Below are 25,699 nucleotides of genomic sequence, written 5' to 3' on the forward strand. Positions count from 1 at the left end.
GTGAGGCGGGGGCGCGGGGTGAGGCGGGGGCGCGGGGTGAGGCGGGGGCGTGGGGTAGGCGGCTAGCGGCGTACGACGATGGTGCCGGCGGCCTTGTCGTGCAGGCCGCGGCGGTCGCGGTCGTAGACGACGGCGGGGATGACCAGGCAGAGCAGGAAGGCCCGGATCGCCCCGCCGAGCAGGCCGACCTGCGCGGCGTACCCGGTGCCGGCGGGCTTCGTCCGGATCACGCGGAGCCCGAGCAGCCGGTGACCGATCGTGCCGCCACCCAGGCCGGACAGGATCGCTGACATCGCAAAGAAAGTGACCAGCTGCGCGGTGTTGAAATCGTTGCCTCCGGCCCAGATCGGTTTGCCGGTCACCGCGGAGGCGATCAAACCGGCGATCAGCCAGTCGACGAACAGGGCGACCACTCTGCGTCCCCAACCCGCCACCGAGCCCGATCCGGCCTCGGGCAATCCGAGCCGGCTGCCCGGATAGCGGAACTCCTCGGTGGGTCCTGCCCCGGATTGCGCAGATGATGCCATGATGCAAGCCTAGTGCTCGCCAGACGAGCACTAAATGTGCGGCCGGGGGATCTCACCACCCCGCAGCCGTCACCAGTGGGTCAGCGCGGACCACGCTGGACGTAACATCCGCGAAACATTGGGGTCACGGCCGAGTAATCGGCAGGGCCTACGTTCAGAACAATCTCTGAGCCACCCCGAGGAGTACGTATGTTTTCCAGCGCTGAGGAGCTGCTCGCCTACGTCAAGGACGAGGGCGTCGCATTCATCGACGTCCGGTTCTGTGACCTGCCGGGCATCATGCAGCACTTCACCGTCCCGGTGTCGTCATTCGGTCCCGAGGTCTTCGAGGACGGCCTGCAGTTCGACGGTTCGTCGATCCGCGGCTTCCAGCAGATCCACGAGTCGGACATGTCACTGCTGCCCGACCCGACCACGGCCTACGTCGACCCGTTCCGCCGGGACAAGACGCTGATCGTCAACTTCTTCGTGCACGACCCGCTCACCGGCGAGGCCTACAGCCGGGACCCGCGCAACATCGCCCGCAAGGCGCAGGAGTACCTGAAGTCGACCGGCATCGCCGACACCGCCTTCTTCGCGCCCGAGGCCGAGTTCTACGTCTTCGACGACGTACGGTTCGAGACCAAGCAGAACGAGAGCTACTACCACATCGACTCCGTGGCCGGCGCCTGGAACACCGGCCGGGTCGAGGAGGGTGGTAACCGTGGCTACAAGGTCCGCTACAAGGGTGGCTACTTCCCCGCGCCGCCGGTCGACCACTTCGCCGACCTGCGCAACGACATCACCAAGCACCTCGAGACCAGCGGCCTGACCGTCGAGCGGGCACACCACGAGGTCGGTACGGCGGGGCAGGCGGAGATCAACTACCGCTTCGACACGCTGCTGACCGCGGCCGACGACCTGATGAAGTTCAAGTACATCGTCAAGAACACCGCCTGGGACGCCGGCAAGACCGCGACCTTCATGCCGAAGCCGATCTTCGGCGACAACGGCTCGGGCATGCACTGCCACCAGTCGCTGTGGAGCGACGGCAACCCGCTGTTCTACGACGAGTCCGGGTACGGCGGCCTGTCCGACATCGCCCGCTGGTACATCGGCGGCATCCTGAAGCACGCCCCGTCGCTGCTGGCGTTCACCAACCCGACGGTGAACTCCTACCACCGCCTGGTGCCGGGCTTCGAGGCGCCGGTCAACCTGGTCTACTCCCAGCGCAACCGGTCGGCCTGCATCCGGATCCCGATCACCGGTTCGAACCCGAAGGCCAAGCGGATCGAGTTCCGCTGCCCCGACCCGTCGTCGAACCCGTACCTGGCCTTCTCGGCCCAGCTGCTGGCCGGCCTGGACGGTATCCGCAACAAGATCGAGCCCGCGGACCCGATCGACAAGGACCTGTACGAGCTGCCGCCGGAGGAGCACGCGTCGGTCGCCCAGGTGCCGACCTCGCTGCCGGCCGTGATCGACTCGCTCGAGGCCGACCACGACTTCCTCCTCGAGGGCGACGTGTTCACCGCCGACCTGATCGAGACCTGGGTCGACTTCAAGCGCGAGAACGAGATCGCCCCGATCCAGCTCCGCCCCCACCCGCACGAGTTCGAGCTCTACTACGACGTGTGATCGACGCAGGTTCCTGACCTGCACGTAGTCCGCTGAACGGCGGCTGACCTGGGCAACGTTCTCTCGACGTTGCTCATCGTCAGCCGCCGTTCTGCGTCGCCAGGGCGCTTAGGTCTTTCTGCCTACGGAATGCCTGACTTCCGGCTCTGCGGCGGGTTCGGCAACCGGATCAGGCTAGGAGTGGACCCTTAGGAGGCAGTCATGAGTACAACGCTGCAAGATCAGTCTGCAGCCCGGTCCCCTCGTGGAGACTGGACTTCACGGATCCTTGTTCGCGAGATGTGGGCCACGCTGGCGATCGTCGCGATGTGGGTGGCCGTGCTGTTGGTCGGTGTTTATGGAGGCAACGCGACCTTCCACAGCGTCGATTCGAGCTTCAGCACCATCCCCTCGGGCATCTTCGTCGCTCTGTTCGCGGCTATCGGCACCGGCTCCGTCGCCAAGCGAGTGTTCGGACGCAAGCCGGAGTAGTTGCCAAGGCGGCCTTTCGCGACGACAACCGCCCACTGGTTGCCGCCTGAGGTGGGCTCGTTTCAGCTGAGCCGGCGGGCGTCGGCCGGTAAGAGGAGTGGGGCGGCGAAGCGGCAAATCTCTGCTGCGGCGTCGAAGTCGGTGCTGGTTGGTTCAGGGTGGTCAGGATTCGTGGGGGCGCCGGGCCAGGAGTGGCCGCCGCCGGGGACGGTCCAGGCGGCGACCTGGGTGCCGCCGACGCCGCCGGTGAATGTCGCCCGCGTGCCATCTGCCCGGCCGGGTGGGCAGCGGTCGATCGTGCGGTAGTGGTCCGCTGTCTCCTCGAGCGACAAGGTGCGGCCGCGGAGTTCGCCGTTCGGGCCGCGGCGACGGGAGTAGCCGCCGCCGATGGGCGCGAGCTGATCCGCGTCGCCGTGGATGAGCAGTGCCGACACGGCGTACGCCGGTCGCAGGTGGCTGAGCGAGGCGGGGAGGGTTCCCGCTACGGCTGCCAGCACGGCTACCCGGTCGCCGGAGGTCAGCGCGAGCCGGTGGGCCATGAAGGCGCCGTTGGAAGCTCCCGCGACAACGGTCAGATCGGGCGTCGTGCCGTAGAGCGAGGCGGCGTGGTCGATCAGCGCCCGCAAGAACGCGACGTCGTCCACGCCGGCCTCGTCCGCGCTCGTGACACCTCGACCGTCGGCCCAGGAGCCGCCGTGGCCGTCCGGATACGCGACGACCCAGCCGCGCGCATCCACCTCGCGGTCGAACGTGGTCCAATCGCGCATCATCCAGCCACCCGCTTGGGGATGGTTGCCGTGCAGCACCAGAACGAGTGGCCTCGCACTCGAGTCAACGCGAGGCAGCCGGATCGTGAAGGTCCGCACCAGCCCACCGATCGACAGTTCCCCTTCGACCACGTCCGCCATACCCCGACTGTGCCACTGTCATGGGTTCTGAGACGATCAATGTCTAGTAATTCGATTGAAATAAACTTGCTTTTCATGAGCCGAGAATTCCTGTGGTACATCCCCAATCAGGTCGAGCCCGGGCACCGGGGAGATGACGCCGTACCAGGGCACAACAGCCTCGATCGGTTGACCGAGTTGGCTCGGTTGACCGAGGAGCACGGGTGGGGTGGGGCGCTGCTGGGGACGGGGTGGGGCCGGCCGGATACGTTGACGGTGGCGACGGCGCTGGCTGCGAGGACGACGACGTTTCAGCCGCTCGTGGCGATCCGGCCGGGGTACTGGCAGCCGGCCCATTTCGCGTCGGCGTCGAGCACGCTGGACGAACTGTCCGGCGGCCGGTTGCTGATCAACATCGTGTCCGGGCAGGACAACCTCGCGGCGTACGGCGATGCCGAAGGCGACCAGGCGCAGCGCTACGCGCGCACCAAGGAGTTCCTGCAGCTCGTCCGGCGGCTCTGGACCGAGGAGAACGTCACCTTCACCGGCGAGTACTTCGCCGTCGAGGGATCCACCGTCGCGACCCGCCCGGTCCAACGCGAGGGACGACCACACCCACGCCTGTACTTCGGTGGCGCCTCCCCCTCTGCCGAACGGGTCTCCGCCACCGACGCCGACGTACAACTCTTCTGGGGCGAGCCCCGCGACGGCATCGCCGAACGCATCGACCGGCTGAAGACCTTGCAGACCGAACTCGGCCGCGAGCACGCGCCACTCGAGTTCGGCCTGCGGATCACCACCTTGATCCGCGACACCACCGAGCAGGCCTGGGCCGATGCCGAGGCGAAGGTCGAGAAGATGGCCGGTGCGCAGGACGCCCTCGCCCAGCACTCGCGGCGCTTCAAGGCCGTCGGCCAGCAACGCCTCCTCGCCCTCGCCGAACAAGGCGAGGTCCTCGACGAGAACCTCTACACCACCCCCGGCAAGTACGGCGGTGGCGGCGCCGGCACCACCTGGCTGGTCGGCTCGCCCGAAGACGTCGCCAAGTCCCTCCGCAAGTACGCCGACCTGGGCGTCACCCACTTCATCCTCTCCGACACCCCCTACCGAAAAGAGATCACCCACATCGGCGACCGACTCCTCCCCCACCTCATCTGAGCGATCCCTCGACTTGGGGCTGGGGGGTGGGTAGGTTCTCGCGGGCGGGAGGTTTAGCGCGGGGGGATTGCGGTAATCACCCGGAGTAGGGGGAAGCACACTCCGCGCTACCTGCTGGGGTGGGGATCATCGATGTGAGGAGTTGTCTTGGCCAGGCCGATGACGGCTGATCAGACGCTGGCGGCGTTGCGGAAGTGGGGTGTGAAGGTTCGCGAGTACCCGGGCTGGCGGACGCGCGGGCGACCGGGTGGGATCAAGGACGCGCGCGGCATCGTCATCCATCACACCGGCAGCAGTTCGCAGACCGACGACTACCTGTACTTCCTCTTCGTCCGCGGCCGCCCAGAAGACGGCATCCCCGGACCGCTGTGCCACGTGTCGACCGACCTGGACGGCGACCTGCACCTCGGCGCGATCGGCCGGGCCAACCACGCCGGCTCGGGGTCGCTGACGACGCTCAACCACGTGAGCGCCCAGAACTACAACGGGTACGCCGCCGAGCTGCGTCCCGGGCCGGACAACGTCGACGGCAACGACTACTACTACGGCAACGAGATCCGGTACGACGGTTCGCGCGCGATGAGCGCGGCCGCCTACCGTACTGCGCTGTTGCACGCGGCTGCGATCTGCGACTTCTACGGCTGGTCCGCGCTGTCCGTGATCGGCCATAAGGAACACACCCGGCGCAAGGACGACCCGGGCCACTGCTTGATGAACAAATTCCGCACCGACCTGGCCGCAGTACTGAAGGCCGGACCTGGAGACGACATGGCGAACGCAGACGAGGTACTGGCCGAGCTGAGGAGGTTCGAGGCCGCGGAGGCACAGCGGTACGCCGACCTGGCCGCCCGCGTGCAGGGCCTGATCAACCAGGAGGCCGGCCGGTACGCCGATTACCTCCGCCGCTTCGACGCCATCATGAAGGCCCTCCCCAACGCCGTCCTGGAACCACTCCCCGGTACGCCGACCGACCCCAGCGACCCGGCCGACCCGAGCGACCCGGCCGACCCGAGCGATCCAGCCGACCCCAGCGACCCGGCCGACCCGGTCGACCGCGACGAACCGGCCGGCTCCCGCGCCGGCTGAACCAGAACGCATCCCGGGCGCGCCGGACCGCGCCCGGGCACACCTTCTCCTCGGATGACAGAATCCAACCGACGAGACGAGGCGGAGGTGAGACCGTGCCCAACGGTTCAGAGATCGAGCAGGTGCCCGAAGCTACGACGTCGTCCGCGCGGCGTGCGCCGAGCCTGACCGACGTCGCCGCGCTGGCCGGGGTGTCGCACATGACGGTGTCCCGGGTGATCAACGACAGCGAGGTCGTCCGGCCGTCCACCCGCGAGCGGGTCCGGGCCGCGATCGAGACGCTCGGATACCGCCCGAACACCGCCGCCCGCGCCCTCGTCACCGGCCGAACCGGGACGCTCGGCGTAGTGACGATGGACTCCACCCTCTACGGACCGGCCAGCACGCTGTACGGGATCGAGTGCGCCGCCCGCGACGCCGGCTTCGCGATCACCGTCGCGAGCGTGGGCCAACCGGGCCGAGGCTCGATCGCCGAGGCCGTCGAAACCCTGCAGCGCCAGGGCGTCGAGGGCATCGTCGTCATCGCTCCCCACGTCGCGACGGCCGAGGCCCTGGAGTTCGCACCCCACGACATCCCGCTCGTCGCCGTCGGCGGCGCGGCCGGCCCGACCCCGGCGGTCGCGGTCGACCAGTACGACGGCGCCCGGCTCGCCACCGAACATCTGCTGTCGCTCGGCCACGAAACCGTCTGGCATGTCGCCGGCCCGGCCGACTGGCTCGAGGCCTCCGAGCGTGAGCGCGGCTGGCGCGAGACGCTCAAGGCTCACGGTGCCCGTCCGCCACGGTTGATCCGGGGCGACTGGAGCCCCCGCTCGGGGTACGAGGCCGGCCGGACGCTGGCCGCCAAGCGCGACCTGGGCGCGGTCTTCGTCGCCAACGACCAGATGGCGCTCGGTCTGCTGCGAGCGTTCACCGAGGCCGGGATCAGCGCTCCGGCGGACTTCCATGTCGTCGGCTTCGACGACATCCCGGAGGCCGAGTTCTTCAACCCGCCGCTGACGACGGTCCGGCAGGACTTCACCGCTGTCGGGCGGCGGACCTTCGCCCTGTTGTCCGAGCAGATGAGCGGCACCGGACGACCCGGCAGCGAACGGATCGCTGCCGAGTTGATCGTCCGGCAAAGCACCAGCCCGCGCTGATCAGTTCTGCCGCCGGGTCAGCAACCGCTGGATCACCACGAAGATCAGCAGCAGCGTCCCGATCGAGATCTTCGTCCACCAGGAACTCAACGTCCCGTCGAACGAGATGAACGTCTGGATCGTACCGAGCAGCAGTACGCCGAACATCGTGCCCAGCAACAGCCCGCGGCCACCCGTCAGCAGCGTCCCGCCGATGACGACAGCCGCGATCGCATCGAGCTCCATCCCCACCGCGTGCAGGCTGTAGCCCGACAGCGTGTACGCCGCGAACAGCAACCCGGCCAGCGCAGAGCACAGTCCACTGATCGTGTAGACGCCAACCTTGACGAGCGCGACCCGCAAGCCCATCAGGTGGGCCGAGCTCTCACTACCGCCCACGGCATAGACAGTGCGACCGAACCGGGTCATGTGCAGCACCCAGGCACCGATCGCGAACACAACGACGGCAACGACGACGCTCGGCGTGACGTGGTACCCACCCGGCAGCGGCACGGACCCCTGAGCGAAGGCCGTGAAGCCGGCTTCCCGGATCGGGATCGACTCGACACTGATCAGATAGCACAGCCCGCGCGCCAGGAACATCACGGCCAGCGAGGCTATGAACGGCTGCACCTCGAAGTAGTGGATCACCAAGCCCATCAAGGTCCCGAGCAGGGTCCCTGAGACCAGTACGGCGATGATCGTCGCGATTGCAGGCCAACCCGCCTGCAGCGTCGACGCCGCGATCATGGTCGACAGCGCGACGACGGACCCGACGCTCAGGTCGATACCGCCGGTAAGGATCACGAACGTCATCCCGACGCCCAGCACCAGCAGGAACGCGTTGTCCACGAACAGGTTCAGTACGACCTGAGGATCCGCGAAACCCTGGTAGCGCAGGGATCCCGCGCCGAACATGCCGATCAGCAGCGCGACCGTCGCGGCCACCGGCAGGTACCGCCGCGGCGGGCTGTACCCGCGTACGCGATCGAGAAAAGTCGGTGACACGGTCACCGAAGTCGAGGTGGTCATGCGGCACCGGCCTTCACGGTGGAGACGGGACGACGGCTGCGGAACGCCGCACGGACCCTGGGAGACTGCAGCAGACAAACCGCGATCACCACGACCGCCTTGAACAGGTAGTTGGCCTCGGCCGGAATGCCGATGGTGGGAATCGTGGTGGCCAGCGTCTGGATGAACATCGCGCCGACCAGCGTGCCGAGCAGCGAGAACTTGCCGCCGGCCAGCGAAGTGCCGCCGATAACGACGGCCAGGATCGCGTCCAGCTCGATCCACAGACCGGCGTTGTTCGCGTCGGCCGCGCTCGTGTTCGACGCGATCATCAGCCCGGCGACCCCGGCACAGAAGGCGCAGAACACGTAGACCGTCCAGGTGATCGTCCTCGCCCGGACGCCGGCGAGCCGGCTGGCCTCCGGGTTGATGCCGACCGACTCGATCAGCATGCCGAGCGCCGTACGCCGGGCCAGTACCGCGGTGACCGCGAAGACCGCGAGTGCGATCAGGATCGCCACCGGCAAGGTGGCCACGAATCCCGCGCCCAGCACCTTGAACGCCGGGTTGACCACGGTGGTGATCTGGCCGTCGGTGATCAGCATCGCGAGGCCGCGGCCGGCGGTCATCAGGACGAGGGTGGCGATGATCGGCTGGATCCCGAACACCGAGACCAGGAAGCCGTTCCAGAGCCCGAGCAGAATGCAGACGCCGACCGCGAGCGCGACGGCGCTGACCACGGTCGAGGTAGCGGCCGGCCGATCGGAGCCCGCGATGTACACACACGCCACGGCGCCGGCGATCGCGGCGACAGCGCCGACCGACAGATCGATACCGCGGGTGGCGATCACCAGGGTCATTCCCAGCGCCACCAGCAGGACCGGCGCACCGTTGCGCAGGATGTCGATCAGGCTGCCGTACAGATGACCGTCCTGGAGCCGCACCGACAGGAAGGACGGGGTGACGGCTGTGTTCAGGGCTATCAGCAACAACAGTGCGAGCGTCGACCAGAACAACGGCCGCCGGACGAGTTCACGCATCGGAGTCCTCCTCCTTCAACTCGGCACCACCGGCGGCGATGGTCGCCAGGATCCCTGCCACGGTGACGCTTTCGTCGTTGAACCGGTCCGCGATCTTGGCCCGGTCCCGCATCACCACGACGCGGTCGCTGAGCCGGAGAACCTCTTCGAGTTCGGTCGAGATGAAGACCACCGACATGCCCTCGTCGGCGAGTTTCGCGACCAGTTGCTGGATCTGGGTCTTGGCGCCGATGTCGATCCCGCGGGTCGGTTCGTCCAGGATCAGCAACTCGGGCTGGGTGATCAGCCAGCGAGCCAGCAGCACCTTCTGCTGGTTGCCGCCGGACAGGTTGCGCATCAGGGCCGCGGGGTCCGGTGGCCGGATGTCGAGCGCCTTGATGTACTCCTCGACCAGGCGGTCACGGGTTCGCTGCGGCACCGGGCGCAGCCAGCCGCGCGCGGCCTGCAGCGTCAGCAGCATGTTGTCGGCGATGGTCAGGTCCTCGACCACGCCCTCGGCCCGGCGGTTCTCACTCGAGAACGCGATCTTCGCGCCGATGGCACTGCGCGGCGTACGGAACCGCCGCCGGGACCCCCGTACGTCGATCGTGCCGGCGTCCGCGGTGTCCGCACCGAACAGCAGCCGGGCGAGCTCGGTGCGGCCGGAGCCCAGCAGACCCGCGACACCGATCACCTCGCCGTCGTAGATCTCCAGGTCGACCGCCTGCAGACTTCCCTTGCGGCTGAGTCCCAGTACCTGCAGGAGTGGGACGCGTGCCTCGTCCGGCGCCGCGGTCGGCGCCTGGTGCTCGAGCCGGTCGAGCGTTTCGAGTTCGCGACCGATCATGGCCTCGACCAGAGTGAGTTGGGTGGTGTCGCGGGTCAGGTACTCACCGACGAGCTTCCCGTTCCGCAGTACCGTCATCCGGTCGGAGATCTCGAAGACCTGGTCCAGGAAGTGCGAGACGAACAGGATCGCCACGCCCTGGTCGCGCAGATCGCTCATCACCGCGAACAGTTTGGCCACCTCGTCGGCGTCCAGGCTGGAGGTGGGCTCGTCGAGGATCAGGACCCGGGCGTCGATGTCGAGCGCGCGGCCGATAGCCACGAGTTGCTGGATCGCGATCGAGTGCTCGCCGAGCGACGAGCCGGGATCGATCGACAGACCGAGCCGGTCCAGGACGGAGCGGGCGCGGCGGTTCATCGCCTTGACGTCGATCCGGCCGAACCGGTGCGGTTCGCGGCCGAGCAGCATGTTCTCCGCGACCGTCAGGTTCGTGCAGAGGTTGACTTCCTGGTAGACCGTGCTGATCCCGGCAGCCTGCGAGTCCGCCGGCGAGGTGAACCGGTGGTCGGTGCCGGCCACCGTCACGGTGCCCTCGTCGATCGTGTAGACGCCGGTCAGGGCCTTGATCAAGGTCGACTTCCCGGCGCCGTTCTCACCCATCAGGGCGTGCACCTCGCCCGGCAGCAGCCGGAAGTCGACGTCGGCCAGCGCCTTGACGCCGGGAAAGCTGATGGAGATCCCACGCATCTCGACGACCGGCGTACCGACGGCCGGTGGCGGGATCGAAGTGGTCACCTGAGTCATCGAGAGTCCTTCAAGTGCGTGATCGCCCGCGAGGCCGGGCAGGGACCGGCCTCGCGGGCAGCTGGGCGATGGAGCTGGATCAGTACTGCCGCGAGGGCAGCGCCGCCTTGGCGGCCGCTTGGTCGAACACCGTCTCCTTGGTCAGCACCCGCTCGGGCACCGACTCACCGGCCACGACCTTCTTCGCCAGGTCCATCAGTTGTGGGCCGAGCAGCGGGTTGCATTCGACGATGTAGTTGATCTTGCCGGCCGCGAGCGCGGTCATCCCGTCCTTCACCGCGTCGATGCTGATGATCTGGATGTCCTTGCCCGGCTTCAGACCGGCCGCCTCGATCGCCTCGATGGCGCCGAGCCCCATGTCGTCGTTGTGAGCGAACACCACGTCGATGTTCTTCTGCGACTTCAGGAACGACTCCATCACCTTCTTGCCGCCGTCACGGGTGAAGTCACCGGTCTGCGAGGCCGCGATGGTGATCTTCGGGTTCGCCTTCATGGCGTCCTCGAAGCCCTTCTTGCGGTCGATGGCCGGCGCCGCGCCCGTCGTCCCCTGCAGCTCGACGACCTTGATGCTGCCGTCCTTGTTCAGGTCGGCGGCATCGCCTTCCTTGACCAGCCACTCGCCGGCCTTGGTGCCCTCGACAACGAAGTCGGAGCCGAGGAAGGTCTTGTACAGCGAGGTGTCCTTGGAGTCGACCGCACGGTCGGTGAGGATGACCGGGATGTTGGCCCGCTTGGCCTCCATCAGCACGGTGTCCCAGCCGGTCTCGACCACCGGCGAGAAGGCGATCACGTCCACCTTCTGCTGGATGAAGGACCGGATCGACTTGATCTGGTTCTCCTGCTTCTGCTGGGCGTCGGAGAACTTCAGCTCGATCCCCGCCGTCTTGGCGGTCTCCTGGATCGACTTCGTGTTGGCCGTCCGCCAGCCACTCTCGGCGCCGACCTGGGCGAAGCCCATCGTGATGCTGTCGCTGGACGCACTCGGCTTGGGCTTGTCACCTCCGCAAGCCACCAGGCTGCCGGCGAGCACCAGGCTCGTCGCAACCGCCACCAGTCTCTTCACTACAGCGCCTCCCTTGTCGTACCGGTCCGGGACCGATTGGGCTGAATGTTAGCGTTAACTTTCGGTACGTCAACACCTCCGACGCCAGATTGTTAGCGTTCACGATTTCCGCCTCAGCCAGGCGTGCAACCAACGGTCACAGTTCGGACCAGCGCTTTCCGAGGTCTTGCCCAGAATTATTCTGAGGGTTAACTTAACCCGCATTCGAACCCCGAAGCGGCCCTCCCGGACCGTCTGCCGGACGGTTCACGAGGCAAGGAGACAGCGCGATGGCGATCGACAGGACTGACCTCACGCGGCGGGGATTTCTCGGGATGGGAGTCGCCGCGGGCATCATCACCCTCACCGCGTGCGGCTCGGACAGTGACAAGAAGTCGAGCGGTGGCGGCGGTGGCGCCGCCGACCTGGTGATGACCGTGTGGGGCGGCGACACCGACAAGACGACGTACCAGCAGCGGATCGACGCGCTGGTGAAGAAGTTCCCGGAGCTGAAGGTCAAGCTCCAGCTGATCCCCGGCGACGGGTACGCGCAGAAGGTGCAGACGATGATCGCGGGCGGCAAGGGCCCGGACATCATGCAGGTGGCCGAGAACGTCAACGTCTACTCGAGCAAGAACCAGATCATGCCGCTGGACGACCTGGCCAAGAAGGCCGGGCTGGACCTGGAGCAGCGGTTCGGCTCGATCGGGAAGATCTACTCCTACCAGGACAAGGTCTACGCGATCCCGGACCGCTCCGGCGCGATGATCGTCTACTACAACAAGGGCCTGTTCGATGCCAAGGGCATCAAGCCGCCGACCGCGGACTGGACCTGGGACGACGCGCTGTCCGCGTTCAAGGAACTCACCATCCCAGGTAAGCAGTGGGGCTACGGCGGCGGTGGCTGGTGGGCGCAGTGGTGGAGCTTCGTCTACCAGAACGGCGGCAAGATCATCGACGACGCCGGCAAGCCCGCCGTCGCCACCGACGAGGTCATCGAGGCGCTGCAGTGGACCGGCGACCTGGTCTTCAAGCACGGTGTGGTGCCGACCCCGAAGCAGTTCGCCGACATGGGTGCCGACGTCGGCGCCGACGGTGCCTTCGCCAACGGCAAGCTCGCGGTCAACACGACCGGCTTCTGGGGTATCAGCGGACTGGCCAAGTCCAAGATCGACTGGAACATCGCCCCGCTGTGGCGTGGCAAGGAGCAGGCCGTGACGGCGTTCGGCAGCGGGCTGGCGATCTCGCGGACCGCGAAGAACCCCGAGGCCGCGTTCAAGGCGATCGAGTTCCTCACCTCGCCCGAGGCACAGCAGAAGATCATTGCCACCGGCGAGGACGTGCCGGCCAGTATCGAGGTGCAGAAGAGCAACGCGTTCCTCAAGCCCGCCTGGATGACCAAGCCGGTGGACATGAACGTGTTCGCCGAGTCGAGCGCGTTCGTCTACCGGGCCCCGTTCATCCCGGCCTGGAACGAGATGCAGAAGGCGTTCGACGACGGGCTGGCCGACTTCTGGCTCGGCAAGAAGGACGCCCGGACCTCGTTGACCGCGATCCAGAAGCGGCTCGAGTCCATCGTCAAGCCCGCGAGCTGATGTCGATGCTCCGGCGCCGGGAGGCGCTGTGGTTCTACCTGTTCGCGTCGCCGTGGATCATCGGCTTCGTGGTGTTCCTGCTCGGTCCGATGATCGCCTCGGTCTACATCTCGCTGACCGACTGGGACTCCTTCACCGCGCCCAAGTGGGTCGGGCTGGACAACTACGTCCGGCTGCTGACCGACGATCCCATCTTCTGGAAAGCGTTGTGGAACACGTTCTACTACGCGGCGGTCTCGGTCCCGCTCGGCCTGGTGATCGGACTGTGGCTCGCCAACCTGCTGAACAAGGGGGTGCGGCTGCGCAAGCTCTTCCGGACCCTCATCTACCTGCCGACCCTGGTGCCGTTGGTCGCGACGGCGATGATCTTCAAGATGGTGCTCGCCCCGTCCGGCCCGCTGAACGACGCGCTCGGGCTGTTCGGCATCCCCGGCCCGTCCTGGCTGCTGGAATCGGTCTGGGTGAAACCCGCGCTGATCCTGCTGTCGGTCTGGGGCGCCGGCGGCGCGACCGTACTGTTGCTCGCGGCAATGAAAGGTATTCCGCGTGAGTTGTACGAGGCGGCCGAGGTGGACGGCGCCGGCCCGGTCCGGCAGTTCTGGAGCATCACCGTCCCGCAGCTGACGCCGATCATCTTCTTCAACCTGATCATGGGGCTGATCGGCGCCTTCCAGGTGTTCTCCCAGGTCTACATCCTGACCAAGGGCGGACCGGACAACGCGAGCCAGACGATGGTGCCGCTGCTGTTCAACGAGGCGTTCTCCTTCTACCACATGGGATATGCCTCGGCGATCTCCTGGCTGCTGTTCGCCGTGATCCTGGTGTTCACGCTGATCGCCTTCCGGACCGCGCGGCGCTGGGTGTTCTACGAGACCGAGGTGAAGTGATGGCTACCGCTCTTTCCACCGCCGCCCCCGGGCAGCACGTCCGCAGTACCGAACGGGTCGTTCGGGCCAAGCGCTCGACGCCGTTCAGCTATGCGACGCTCATCATCGTCTCGGCGGTGTTGTGCGTGCCGCTGGTGTTCGTGATCTCGATCGCGTTGTCCAGCGACCAGACGGTGAACGCGAACACCTTCACGATCATCCCGCGCGAGTTCCACTGGGAGAACTTCACCCGGGTGTTCGGCACCGAGTTGCCGATGCAGCGGTTCCTGCTGAACTCGGTGATCATCTCGGCCGGTGCCGTGGCCGGCCAGGTGCTGTCCAGCGGCCTGGTCGGTTACGCCTTCGCCCGGCTGCGCGCACCGGGCAAGAACGCCCTGTTCATCGTCGTCATCGCGACCATGATGATCCCGTCGCAGATCACGATGATCCCGCAGTTCCTGCTGTTCAAGGAGCTCGGCTGGGTGAACACCTATCTCCCGCTGATCGTGCCGAACTTCTTCTCCAACGCCTTCAACGTCTTCCTGGTCCGTCAGTTCGTCTCCCGGCTGCCCAGTGAGATCGACGAGGCCGCGATGGTGGACGGGCTCGGCTTCTTCGGGATCTACCGCCGGATCATGTTGCCGATGCTGGCGCCGGTCCTGATCGCGATCGGCATCTTCACCCTGACCGCCACCTGGGGCGACTTCATGGGCCCGTTGATCTACCTGAACGACGAGTCGAAGATGCCACTCGCGCTGGGCGTGCAGTACATCACCAGTACTTCGCAGGCGCTCCAGGCGCCGCCGTGGAACCTGGTGATGGTCGGGTCCATCCTGCTCACGTTGCCGATGATCCTGGTCTACTACCTCGGTCAGCGGTACCTGTACGAGATGGACATCAGCGGCGGCAGTGCGGGGGTCAAGTGACTTCGTCCGTCACGCTGGGCACCGGCGTCGAACTCGATGCCCAGGGCATCTGGATCGACGGCCGGCCCCAGCTGTTGCTCTGCGCATCGTTGTTCTACTTCCGGCTGCCGCGCGAGCAATGGCGAGCCCGCCTGGAGCAGATCCGTACTTCGGGTTACACCTGCGTCGACGTCTATCTGCCGTGGAACTTCCACGAGGTCGCGCCCGGCCGGTGGTCGTTCGACGGCCGCCGCGATGTCGCCGCGTTCCTCGATCTCGCCCACGAGGTGGGCCTGTCGGTCATCGCCCGGCCGGGCCCGTACATCTGCTCGGAGTGGGACGGCGGCGCCCTGCCGGCCTGGCTGGGCGTCGATCCCGGCGTACGGGTTCGTCAGAACGAGCCGCGGTATCTCGCGCACGTGACGGCCTGGTTCGACCAGGTGCTGCCGCTGCTCGCCGAGCGGCAGTATCCGGCCGGGCCGGTCGTCATGGTCCAGTTGGAGAACGAGCTCGACTTCTTCGACTGCGAGGACCGCACCGGCTACCTCACCTCCCTGCGCGACCAGGCGATCAGCCACGGCATCACCGTGCCGCTGATCGCCTGCGCCGGGCAGGGCGACATCGCCGGCGCCACCGGTGACGTCCCCCATGTCGTTGCCGCCTGCAACTTCTACCCGAACGACGACTCGCCGCACATCGAGGCAGAGGTACGCCGGTACGCCGGGCTGCTCGCCGATCGCGGGCTGCCCCTGCTGATCACCGAAACCAACCGCCGGCACCGGACACTCCGTCGGCTCCTGGCAAGTGGGGCATCGCTGATCGCGCCCTATCTCCAGGCGTCCGGCTGGAACTTCGGCTTCACCCCGTCCACCGGCAACTGGGGCGCCCCCGGCAACTTCATGAGCCACGACTACGACTTCGGCGGCTACGTCTCCCCCACCGGGGCGACCCGGCCGGAGTACGACGAGGCGCGGGTGCTCGCCCGCGTAGTCGCGGCCCTCGGGTCTCAACTGGCGCTCGCCACCGCCACGGTGCCGCGTGTCGAGGTGACGGCCGACTTCCCCACCAGTTCGTCGATCTCCGCCCTCGACCTGGACGGCGGTGGCCAGCTGATCGCCGTACCGAACCTCGACCAGGCCCCCGGACAAGCGGTCGTCAACGGGGTGTCCGTGGCGGTCGCGGCCGGGTCGTGTCCGCTCATGCTGGTCGATTTGCCCTTGCAGGACACGACTTTGAGACTCGCCTCGGCGGACCTGGTCGCGGTCGGCGACGGCGTACTGGTGTTCTCGTCGGCCGTTCCTGTCACGGTCGTGCTCGGAGACACCCAGGTCGAGATCCCGGCCACACCGGGGCGGGTCGAGCGCAGAGTTGTCGACGGCATCGATCTCGTGGTGCTGACTCCCCCGAACGCAGCGCGCCTTGCGACGATCCGGCCCGATCGGACGATCGAGCTGGATCACGTGCAGGACAGGAAGATTCCCACACCGGCGACCGAGGTTCGGACGGTCCGGCGGCGGTCAGGGACAGCCCCTGCGAAGCCGGCCGGTACCCACGACCTGCCGCCGGCGCTGGAGTCGCTCGGCGTCTATCGCGGCCGTGGAACGTACTCGGCGACGACGGACCTGACCGGCATCGACGAACTGCTGGTCGTCGGCGCCTGCGACATCGTGGAGTTGTCGATCGACGGCCACCCGCAGCCGGCCGTCGCCGATTTCGGCGCGACCCGGCGGGTCGACGTACGGGCTGCGCAAGGCCGTTGCGGTATCGACGCGACGGTCGAGATCTGGGGACATGCCAACTTCGACGATGCCCGTCTGCCGGCTCTCCGCCTCGGCGCGCTCCGGGGGCTGGGCACGGTCTGGAAGGTCGAGAGGGTTCAAGACCTGGATGCCCTGTGGACAGTGGACGGTCACTGGGCCGGCGATCCGGCGCCGATCCGGTCGCTCGGCGGCTGGAGCAGTACGCGGGTCGGCGTACCGATCACCTACTCGCGGCGCCTCGATCTCCCGTCCCGGTCAGCGCTCCACTTCGGCGGGCTCGACCAACCGATCACGGTCAGCCTGGACGACGGCGAGCCGGTCACCGTCCATCGAGAGAACCCTTGGCTGATGCTGCCGGCCGGGACCACCAAGATCGCGGTCACCCTGCAGCACAATCCCAGTGGCGCCGGGGTGCACGCAGAGCTGCTCAGCCTGCAACCAGTGATGGATTGGACCTGCACTGTCCAGGACGATGAGCTGCTCACCGCCTTCGCCACCAGCAATGCCGTGACGTCGGAGGCCGAGCTTCCGCTGAGCCTCGCGCCAGGCGAAGAGGTCTGGCTCGACGTCGATCTTCCGGCCGATCACGAAGGGCTGCTGCTCCGGTTCGGCGGCTCGCAGCTGCGGGTGACCGGCTGGGCGTCCGGCGAGTGCCTCGGCCGGATCTGGATCGGTGACCGGCCGGCATTCTCCGGCGGTGACCCCGACGTCTTGTGGATCCCGGCCGGGTGGTCCGGCCTGACCCTGCTGCTCCGGGGCGTCGCGGGCCCCGCCGATCCGGTACTTCGTACGCTACGGCTGAGCCCAGCGACGACCGGAGGGGAAAATGGTGCCGCGGCAGACGTCTCGTGACCTTCGCAACGAGAGCCGGTTCGAGGTTCTCCGGGCGCTCTTCGAGCTGGGTCCGTCCACCCGCCAGGAGATCGCCCGGCACACCCGGCTGAGCACGGCGACGGTGGCCACTTTGGTCACCGAGTTCCTGTCCGAGGGCGTACTGCGGATCGCCGCCCTGGAGCGCCGGACGGTGGGACGACCCTACGAGCGGCTGGCGATCGACCCGGAGCGCGGCCGCATCGTCGGGGTGGACGTCGCCGAGACCTACGTCGCCGCGACCTTGTTCGACATCGCGCTGACCCCGATCAGCCACGGCGAGGTGACGCTGGACGAGCACGAGAACAGCCAGGCATACGTGGTCGACGGCATCGTCCGGGCAGTCGAGGCGGCCGTCGGAACCGGCGCGGGTGAGGCGGCCGTCGGAACCGGCGCGGGCGAGGTTGATCGAATCCTCGGCGTCGGCGTCAGCATGCCCGGCCAGGTCAGCCCCGGCGCGGGCGTCTCGGTCTTCGCGCCGAACTGGGACTGGCACGAGGTCAAGATCGAGGAACTGCTCGCGCAGGGGCTGCGGATCCCGGTGTACGTCGACAATCCGCTCAAAGCGGTTGCGTTGTCGGAGATGTGGTTCGGCGTCGGCCGCATCGCCGACAGCATGGCGGTCGTCAACCTCGGCACTGGCGTCGGCGCCGGGATCGCCATCGACGGCGCCCTCATCCGGGGCGCCAACAACAACGCCGGCGAGTGGGGTCACACGCTGCTCCAACTGGACGGCCGCGAGTGCCGTTGCGGCCGCCGCGGCTGCGTCGAGGCCTACCTCGGCGTCCAGGGCATCGAGACCTCGCTCGCAGAGATCGACAAGGACCACCCCGCGCTGCAGCAGCCGCTGCAGCGCGACTTCATCGAAGCCGTCGCCACCGGCCTGGCTGCCGGCGATCCGGTGCTGGCCGAGCTTGCCCGCCGTACGGCGCACTATCTGGCCGCGGCGCTCGGCGACCTCGTCACGCTGCTCGACATCCCCTACATCACCCTCACCGGCTGGACCTCGACCGCTCTCGCGGAGTGGCTCGTTCCGGCCGTCCGCGCGGAACTGCCCGACCACGTCCTGCCCGGATCGCTGCCGGACCTCACCGTCGAGGTCTCCCGCGTCCCCGGCAACCCGGTCGCACTCGGTATGGCGGCCTTCGCTCTGGAGCACTTCCTCGGCCAGCTCGGCCTGCCCAGTCCGGCCAGCGCCCCGATCGCCCGCCGCCGGACCCGACCTCAGTCCTAGGAGATCCCCCTTGTCCAGCTCTTCAGCCGCCCGGGTCGTGATCGACCTCGACGTCCCCGGTCCGACCATCAGCCGGCACCTCTACGGCCACTTCGCCGAACACCTCGGCCGCTGCGTGTACGACGGCTTCTACGTCGGCGAATCCTCCGACCTGCCCAACGAGGGCGGCATCCGGCTCGACGTCGTCGAAGCGCTGCGAGCTCTGAACATCCCCAACCTGCGCTGGCCCGGCGGCTGCTTCGCCGACGAGTACCACTGGATGAACGGCATCGGCCCGCGCTCCGAGCGGCCCGGCATGGTCAACACCAACTGGGGCAACGTCGTGGAGAACAACCACTTCGGCACCCACGAGTTCATGGCGCTGTGCGAACTGCTCGGGGCCGAGGCGTACGTGAACGGCAATGTGGGCAGCGGGACCGTCCAGGAGATGAGCGACTGGGTCGAGTACCTGACCCGCAGCGGCGACAGCCCGATGGTCCGGCTCCGCAAGGCCAACGGCCGCGAGGAGCCGTGGAAGGTCCCGTTCTGGGGAATCGGCAACGAGGCCTGGGGTTGCGGTGGCAACCTGTCCGCCGACGCGTACGTCGAACTGGCCCGCCGCTACGCCACCTTCTGCCGCGAGCACGACGGCAACAAGCTCTACCGGATCGCGGCCGGTGCGTCCGACGACGACCTCGCCTGGACCGAAGCCCTGATGAAGTCGATCAGCACCCTGGGCGGCGAACCGCGCAACATCTTCCAGGCCATCTCCGTGCACTACTACACGGTGCCCGGGACGTGGGAGCACAAGGGCAGCGCGACCGAGTTCGAGGTCGACGACTACTACCGGACCATGATCAAGGCGCAGGACATCGACCGCGTGCTCACCGGTCACTCGACCGTGATGGACGCCTACGACCCGAAGCGCAAGATCGGCCTCGTGCTCGACGAGTGGGGCACCTGGTGGGATGTGGAAAAGGGCACGAACCCGGGCTTCCTGTACCAGCAGAACGCTCTGCGCGATGCATTGGTCGCGAGCCTGCATTTCGACGTCTTCCACCGGCACGCGGAGCGGCTGGTGATGGCCAACATCGCCCAGACGGTGAACGTCCTGCAGGCGATGCTGCTGACCGATGCCGGCGGCGGGCTCGTGCTCACCCCGACGTACCACGTGTTCGAGATGAACAAGGGCCATCACGACGCGACCTCCGTACCGGTTCACCTGGTCGACCGGCCCACGCCGTACGCGCTGGACGGTAAGGAACTCGAGCTGCTCTCGGCCTCGGCGAGCGTGAGGGACGGCCGGGCGCTGGTCTCGGTGACCAATCTCGACCCGGGTGCGCCGGCGGACGTCGTACTGGATCTGCGGGGTGCGGCGGTGCGCGGGCATCGCGGACGGTTGCTCACGGCACCTAAGTTGCAGGCACACAACTCGGCGGGCGATCCGCAGGCAGTTGTTCCCGTGCCGTTGACCGACGTGACCGTTGACGACCGAGGTCTCCGGCTGACGCTACCGCCACACTCCTTCGCGACTGTCGAGCTGGACCTTTGATCATCAGCCGGCTCAGGGAGCGCTGACGGAGTTGATGGTGGAGCCTTTGAGGTAAACGGGCCGGACGCCGACGGTGACCGTGATGTTGCCGGCCGCGTCCGGGGTGTAGGTGGTGGACAGGCCGTACAGGCTGGTGACCTGGATCGGGCCGTCGGCGTTCACCGTCACCGTCGTATTGGCGCCGGTGGCTGCCCAGATGGCGCGCAGCGGTGACCCGTCCGCAGCCGAGAAGACCTGGTCGATCAGCCCGTTGCCTGGGTTCTCCTTTCCGAGGAAGGTCGCGCCCGCGAGTTGGCGGGCGGCGGTCGCATAGGCGACGTACGACGGCTTCGGGGTGTACGGGCCGAGCGGGTCGGAGCTGTGGTGGATGAGACCGAAGTTGTCCTCCAGTCCCGCCGGATCGGATCCGTCATTCATGAAGTCGTACAGGTAGTACCGCTGGATGCCGTGGCCAAGGGTTGTCAGTTCCGCACGGGCCAAATACATCGCCTGGGTTGCTTCGTCGACCGAGTCGCTGCTGGTGGCCGTCCGCCAGCCGGCCTCGGTGATCCAGATCGGCTTGTCGACGCCGCCGTTGTACTGGCGGATGATCGCGCGTAGCTGCGCGATGTAGGTGCCGAGGTTCTCGGGCGCGTGCAGGAAGTTGTACGGATGGACCGACACGACGTCGAGGTACTGCAAGCCTCCGAGTGCGGCGAACGACTGGAACCAGGCCACTTGAGTGACATCGGTGTCGCCTCCGCCGACCACGGTGACCGCCGGATGGCCGGCCTTGACCTTGGCGTACGTCGCCTTCAGCAGGGCGAGATAGCTGTCCGGTGACTTGTTCGCCGGACCGGCGGCGTTGTTGTCCCATTCGTTCCACACCGCGAGGTTCTTCACCTGTGGGTACTTCGTGAGCAGGGCGTCGGCGTAGTTGGCGAACGCTGCTCGCCCGGCATCGGTGGACGGCGCGTTGAACGCGTGGTCCGGGCAGTCGTACAGACAGTTGCCGTAGTCGGCGATGAGCAGCGGATCGATCGAGTTGTTCTGCAACGTGGTCAGGTAGTTGGTCACCTTGGCCGGGAAGGCGAAGGTCCCCCATGTCGTCTCGGCGTCCGACCAATAGGCCTCGTCGCGCACCGTGCGGGCTCCGGACTGCGCGACCAGCGGCAGCGGATCCGGCGCCCACTTCGCACCGAAGTGCGTTCCGGCGCCGAGCAGCGCGCCGGGGTACAAGGCCGTCACGCTGTCGATGCTGACGGTCGCGGTTGTCCCGCTACCGATGATCTGTGGCTTGTCGAGCGTGAGCGAGATGGCCTTGGCGGGACCGTGCCAGATGCCATCGTCCGCTCCGCCGAAGTGCAGGTACGACGTACCGGCGTCGAACCGGGAGACGGTCAGCGACTGCCAGTTCGAGGTCGCGGACAAGGGCAGGCGTTGTTGATGGACCTGGCCGGTGGCATCGGTCAGTCGCAGTCCGATCGACGACAGCTGAGTGGTACGCACCCACAGGGTCAGCGACGACAGGTTCTGCGAGGTCAGCTCGCGTTGTAGCGCCACGTAGTTCCCACCGCCGGAGAAGTCGGCGGACAGCTTGGCGGACTGGACCCCGGTGTGTCCGTCAGTTGCGTCGAGCGTGTAGCTCCCGGTGGCGCCTGGAAACTCGCTGCCCGGGTAGAAGCTCCAGCCTTCGGCCGAACTCTCGTAGTCGCCGAGCACCGTGTTCGGCTGCGCCGCGGATGCTCCGACCGTCAGGTCGTCGATGCTGATCGCGGCCGTCGTACCGCCACCGGTGATTCCGTTGCGATCCAGGACCAGCTCGACGCCCTTTGCGGGGCCGTGCCACACCCCGTCGTTCGCGCCACCGAAGTGGCTGTACTGCCGGCCGCCGTTGAAGCGAGCGACCGCCAGCGCCTGCCAATCCGTCGCGCTCGAGAGGTTCACCAGCTGCTGGTGCACCTGTCCGGTCGAGTCGGTCAGCCGGACGTTGATCCAGGACACGTTCCCGGCGGTCCGGGCCCAGAAACTCAAGCTGGTGGCGCTGACCGCCGGTACGGCGCGTTTGACGCTGACGTAGGCGCCACCACCGGAGAAGTCTCCGGTCAGCCGACCGGACTTTCCGCCTGTATGACCATCGGAAGTGTCCTGGGCAAAGCTTCCGGTGGCGCCCGGATATTCACTGCCTGGGTAGAAGCTCCAGCCTTCGGACGTGCTCTGGAAGTCGCCCAGCACACTGGTCGTGATCCCTGACTGCGGGGCAGCGCCCAGTGGACTGATGATCGCGAAGGTCGTCCGGGCTGTCGTTGTTCCACCGCTGTCGGCCGCCTGCACGCTCAGCTGGTACCAGCCGCGGGTGGTGACCGGGAGCTGCAACGTACTCGCAGCAGCCTGGCTTCCGCTGGTCACCGTCGCGCCGTTCACGTCGGTCACCGTCCAGCTCACCGAGGCCGCGCTCGTACTGAGTCCGACCTGCACCTGCTGACCGTCGGTGAACACGTTGCCCAGGGCAACCGTCGAGAGTGTCAGCGCCGGCGCGGCGAAGACCGGCGGCGGCGTGCCCAGGCATCCGAGCAGGACGACCAGGACGATGGCGGCCGAGCGGAGCCGTAGACGTTTCATGACGACTCCCCCGTCAGTTCGCCGGAAGGGCGGCCGGAGCCAGCCGGACCGCGTTGAACCCGGCCGGGTTCTTCGTCTCCGCGACGCCCTTGCCCCAGCTCAGCCAGCCGCGCCGGCCGGTCCCGTCGTTCTCGTTGATCACGACCGTCGTCGACAGCAACCGGTCGTCCGGAGCGAACCCGAGCGTGCTCCACGGAACGGCGATCTCGTACGTCGTACTGTGCGCCGCCTCGTCACGAACCACCTTGGCCTGTACGCCGGGCGGCGCACCGGTCTGGCTCACCGGGGTCCATCGCCAGGTGTCCACGGTGCCGGCATCGGTCAGCGCGACGCCGATCTCCTGGACCTGTGTCGCCTCGCCCGGAGCGCCCGCGGTCATGCCGAGCTGCAGGCTGTCGCCGGCCCAGATGTTGCCGTTGCGGTTCGGTTGCGCGAACACGTCGTCGGTGACCTTGGCGGACAGGTAGAGGAACTGGTCGTCGTGCGTCAGCCACAGTGATCCGGAAAGGTCGCTCGGTCCGGTCCATCCCGTCACGGGCGGAGTACCGGTGCCTTCCAGCGCTATCGCCGGCTGCGCGGCCACGGCTGGGTCGATGGCACCGTCCAGGGTGACCGGGTGCCGGTAGGTGACGGTCGGCGCAGCTACCGCAGTGAGCTTGCCTGCCGCCTTGATGTCCGGCAGCCCTGGCCGGCGAAGGCTCGCGGACCACGTCGACGGCGCGGTCAGGGTCAGCGGTACATCGGCCTGATCAGTACCGTGCGCCGAGACCGTAGACCCTGCGAACAGCGTGCCGGACGCGGAGCCCGAGGCGCAGTCGAGTCCCGCGACCGTGATGGGCTGGGACGACGCATTGGTGATCCGGAATCTGAGCAGGTCCTTGCCGCTGCCGTTGAGCACGTGCGAAGCGGTCACCGACAGCGGTGCCGTCGCCGTGCCGGCCGCAGTGATCAGTGCGACCGGTCGACCGTCCATCGTCACCTTGGCGGAGTACGTCCGCGAGCCCGTCGAGTCCTGCGCCGGGTAGCTGACCGCAGCCGTCGCAGTAGCGCCCGATGTGACCGAGCCGGATGTCTCGGCACCGCCGGCACTCACGGTGAACGCGTGGCCGACAGCGTCCGGGTTGACGAAGGTCAGTGTGCCGGTGGCCGGATCTCCAGCGATCTCGGGAGCGACCGACAACGAGAACCGACTCGAAGGAAGCATCGGTCCGGTGATCGCGCCCCGGAGGTAGACGGGGTCCGGTCCGGCCGTCACCCAGACATGCCCGTTGGGATCTGCGGTGAGTGTCGTCTCCACGCCGTACAGGTTGGTCACCTGAACCGTCGAGCCCGCCGGTGCCGTAGCGGCCACTACTCCAGGAGTGGCGGACCAGACGGCGTGGACGCTTTGTCCGCCACCGGCGTTGAAGCTGACGTCGTACCCGGCGCTGCCGAAGCGGGTCTGGCCGATCAGCGGGAGTTCGTCGATCTGCCGCGCCAGGACGGCCGTGGCGACGTACGACGGCTTCGGCACGAGCGCTCCCCGCGGGTCGAGCCGGTTGCGCACCAGGCCGAACCGGTGCTCGATGTTGGCAGGGTCGTTGCCGGAGTCCATGAAGTTGTACGAGCTGTACCGAGCCACGCCGGCGCCGTACGAGAGCAGTTGGCCGCGGACCAGGTCGCGGGCCTGGGCCGGCTCGGAGACCGCGCTCGGGTTGGTACCGGTCGCCCAGCCCTGCTCGGTGATGTAGATCGGCTTGGTCGAGCCGTGCGCCGTCACGATGCTGCGGATGGTGTTGAGGTAGGTGACGGAGGCCTCCGGGTCGAGCGGCTGCACGTACGGGTGGATGGTCACCGCGTCGACGTAGTCCAGCCCGCCCAGGTCGGCGAACCGCGTGAACCAGCCCTGCCAGTCGTTGATGACCGCCAGCGACGGACCGGTCAGCTTCACGTCGGGATGCTTCGCCCGGACCGCCGCACTGACCGTCTTGAGCAACGCGACGTAGTTGTCCGGGCTGGCTTTGGCAGCACCGTTCGGGTCGCGCAGGTTCCACTCGTTCCACAGTTCGTACGTCGTGTGCTCGGTGCCGAACTCGTCCACCGCGGCAACGGCGTACCGCGCGAAGGCCGCGCGCTGGTCATCCGTCGCGGGCGCCTCGTCCGGGTAGTACAGCGTGTTGCCGTAGTCGAGGATGTTCAGGAAGTCGACGTGGTTGGCGTCCAGTGCGGCCTTGTAGTCCTTGACCTTCTGCGGGAACTGGATGACGCCCTTCGTCGTCTCCGCAGCGGACCAGAACGCTTCGTCGCGAGCAGTCGAGATTCCGCCCGCCGCCATCAGCGGCACCGCCTCCAGCCCGGGGTTGGCGGCGCCGCCGAACGCCAGTGCTGAAGCGACGCCGATCCGGGTGTCGGTCGAGGTGGAGAAGTCGTGCGGGCTCAGGACCGCGAAATCTGTGCCACCCGAGGTGGTCGAACCGTCGGAGCCGATGGCCGTGAGGTCGGTCTGGTACCAGCCCGGCGTACTGATCGGCAGCGTGAGCCGGCCGTTCAGCGACGCGGCCGGCGCGGAGCCTTCGGCCACCTCGGTGCCGGCGGCGTCGCGAACGGTCCAGCCGACGGTCGCGGCGTCGGTACTCAGGCCGAGCGTCACCGGCTCACCGGCAGTGAAGGTGTTGCCGACGGTCGGCGTGGTGACGGCAAGGGCAGGCGCGACCGTCGTGGCGGCGCGGGCGGGTGACTGGAGTACGGCGGCCAGCAGCAGACCGGCCGTGAGAAGACTGACTGCGCCAGAGCGGCGGCGGGCCATGTGGTGCTCCTCCCAAGAAAAGCGAAAG

At 67.6% G+C, this 25,699-nt stretch carries 19 protein-coding genes; 11 read left to right on the plus strand and 8 right to left on the minus strand.

Going from position 1 to position 25,699, the window contains the following annotated elements; translation table 11 throughout:
* Positions 1-62 precede the first annotated feature (62 nt).
* A complete protein-coding gene (locus DIZ26_RS29650) occupies positions 63-527 on the minus strand; it encodes an RDD family protein (protein WP_112247526.1) in 465 nt (154 codons plus the stop codon).
* 189 nt (positions 528-716) lie between these two features.
* On the opposite strand from DIZ26_RS29650, the gene glnA reads away from it, so the two are divergent.
* Together glnA and DIZ26_RS29660 are read left to right on the plus strand one after the other, a co-directional pair.
* Positions 717-2,141, plus strand: coding sequence for a type I glutamate--ammonia ligase (glnA, locus tag DIZ26_RS29655; RefSeq protein WP_112247528.1), 1,425 nt, complete (start codon positions 717-719; stop codon positions 2,139-2,141).
* A gap of 201 nt (positions 2,142-2,342) precedes the next feature.
* Complete coding sequence (locus DIZ26_RS29660) at positions 2,343-2,612, plus strand: hypothetical protein (protein ID WP_157979846.1); 270 nt, start codon at positions 2,343-2,345, stop codon at positions 2,610-2,612.
* Positions 2,613-2,674: 62 nt separating this feature from the next.
* On the opposite strand, the gene DIZ26_RS29665 is transcribed toward DIZ26_RS29660, so the two are convergent.
* On the minus strand, positions 2,675-3,520 hold the full coding sequence (locus tag DIZ26_RS29665; protein ID WP_112247532.1) for an alpha/beta hydrolase family esterase: 846 nt from the start codon (positions 3,518-3,520) through the stop codon (positions 2,675-2,677).
* 75 nt (positions 3,521-3,595) lie between these two features.
* Between DIZ26_RS29665 and DIZ26_RS29670 the strand changes: the two genes are divergently transcribed.
* From DIZ26_RS29670 to DIZ26_RS29680, 3 genes are all read left to right on the plus strand, one after another.
* Positions 3,596-4,657: an LLM class flavin-dependent oxidoreductase gene (locus DIZ26_RS29670; RefSeq protein ID WP_112247534.1), complete on the plus strand. Its 1,062-nt coding sequence runs from the start codon at positions 3,596-3,598 to the stop codon at positions 4,655-4,657.
* A gap of 147 nt (positions 4,658-4,804) precedes the next feature.
* Positions 4,805-5,743 (plus strand): peptidoglycan recognition protein family protein, encoded by a 939-nt coding sequence (locus DIZ26_RS29675; RefSeq protein ID WP_157979847.1) that lies wholly within the window; start codon positions 4,805-4,807, stop codon positions 5,741-5,743.
* Between the two features lie 95 nt (positions 5,744-5,838).
* Positions 5,839-6,882, plus strand: a complete 1,044-nt coding sequence (locus DIZ26_RS29680) for a LacI family DNA-binding transcriptional regulator (RefSeq protein WP_232828685.1) — start codon at positions 5,839-5,841, stop codon at positions 6,880-6,882.
* On the opposite strand, the gene yjfF is transcribed toward DIZ26_RS29680, so the two are convergent.
* From yjfF to DIZ26_RS29700, 4 genes are all read right to left on the minus strand, one after another.
* Positions 6,883-7,893 (minus strand): galactofuranose ABC transporter, permease protein YjfF, encoded by a 1,011-nt coding sequence (gene yjfF, locus DIZ26_RS29685; RefSeq protein WP_112247538.1) that lies wholly within the window; start codon positions 7,891-7,893, stop codon positions 6,883-6,885.
* Positions 7,890-8,912: an ABC transporter permease gene (locus DIZ26_RS29690; protein ID WP_112247540.1), complete on the minus strand. Its 1,023-nt coding sequence runs from the start codon at positions 8,910-8,912 to the stop codon at positions 7,890-7,892. The genes yjfF and DIZ26_RS29690 overlap by 4 nt, the downstream gene beginning before the upstream one ends.
* Positions 8,905-10,482 (minus strand): sugar ABC transporter ATP-binding protein, encoded by a 1,578-nt coding sequence (locus tag DIZ26_RS29695; protein WP_112247542.1) that lies wholly within the window; start codon positions 10,480-10,482, stop codon positions 8,905-8,907. The genes DIZ26_RS29690 and DIZ26_RS29695 overlap by 8 nt, the downstream gene beginning before the upstream one ends.
* A 79-nt stretch (positions 10,483-10,561) precedes the next feature.
* Positions 10,562-11,545 (minus strand): ABC transporter substrate-binding protein, encoded by a 984-nt coding sequence (locus DIZ26_RS29700; RefSeq protein ID WP_232828686.1) that lies wholly within the window; start codon positions 11,543-11,545, stop codon positions 10,562-10,564.
* A gap of 269 nt (positions 11,546-11,814) precedes the next feature.
* Here DIZ26_RS29700 and DIZ26_RS29705 point away from each other — a divergent pair, with 269 nt between their 5' ends.
* From DIZ26_RS29705 to DIZ26_RS29730, 6 genes are read left to right on the plus strand one after another with little or no spacing between them, the layout of a single operon-like run.
* Entirely contained in the window at positions 11,815-13,119 is a 1,305-nt protein-coding gene (locus tag DIZ26_RS29705) for an ABC transporter substrate-binding protein (protein WP_112247544.1), read from the plus strand.
* Between the two features lie 5 nt (positions 13,120-13,124).
* On the plus strand, positions 13,125-14,006 hold the full coding sequence (locus DIZ26_RS29710) for a carbohydrate ABC transporter permease (RefSeq protein ID WP_232828687.1): 882 nt from the start codon (positions 13,125-13,127) through the stop codon (positions 14,004-14,006).
* Entirely contained in the window at positions 14,006-14,911 is a 906-nt protein-coding gene (locus DIZ26_RS29715; RefSeq protein ID WP_112247548.1) for a carbohydrate ABC transporter permease, read from the plus strand. Before DIZ26_RS29710 ends, DIZ26_RS29715 begins: the two co-directional genes overlap by 1 nt.
* The gene (locus DIZ26_RS29720) at positions 14,908-17,502 is read left to right on the plus strand and encodes a beta-galactosidase (protein ID WP_112247550.1); all 2,595 of its coding nucleotides are present in this window, start codon (positions 14,908-14,910) and stop codon (positions 17,500-17,502) included. The genes DIZ26_RS29715 and DIZ26_RS29720 overlap by 4 nt, the downstream gene beginning before the upstream one ends.
* Entirely contained in the window at positions 17,477-18,754 is a 1,278-nt protein-coding gene (locus DIZ26_RS29725) for an ROK family transcriptional regulator (RefSeq protein ID WP_112247552.1), read from the plus strand. The genes DIZ26_RS29720 and DIZ26_RS29725 overlap by 26 nt, the downstream gene beginning before the upstream one ends.
* Positions 18,755-18,764: 10 nt before the next feature.
* Positions 18,765-20,285 (plus strand): alpha-N-arabinofuranosidase, encoded by a 1,521-nt coding sequence (locus tag DIZ26_RS29730; protein ID WP_112247555.1) that lies wholly within the window; start codon positions 18,765-18,767, stop codon positions 20,283-20,285.
* A 12-nt stretch (positions 20,286-20,297) separates the two neighbouring features.
* Here DIZ26_RS29730 and DIZ26_RS29735 read toward each other — a convergent pair whose 3' ends face one another.
* A complete protein-coding gene (locus DIZ26_RS29735; RefSeq protein ID WP_112247557.1) occupies positions 20,298-22,886 on the minus strand; it encodes a glycosyl hydrolase in 2,589 nt (862 codons plus the stop codon).
* A gap of 13 nt (positions 22,887-22,899) precedes the next feature.
* The gene (locus DIZ26_RS29740) at positions 22,900-25,671 is read right to left on the minus strand and encodes a sugar-binding protein (RefSeq protein ID WP_112247559.1); all 2,772 of its coding nucleotides are present in this window, start codon (positions 25,669-25,671) and stop codon (positions 22,900-22,902) included.
* Positions 25,672-25,699 lie beyond the last annotated feature (28 nt).

The organism is Kribbella monticola, from assembly GCF_003261635.1.
Taxonomy (GTDB): domain Bacteria; phylum Actinomycetota; class Actinomycetes; order Propionibacteriales; family Kribbellaceae; genus Kribbella; species Kribbella monticola.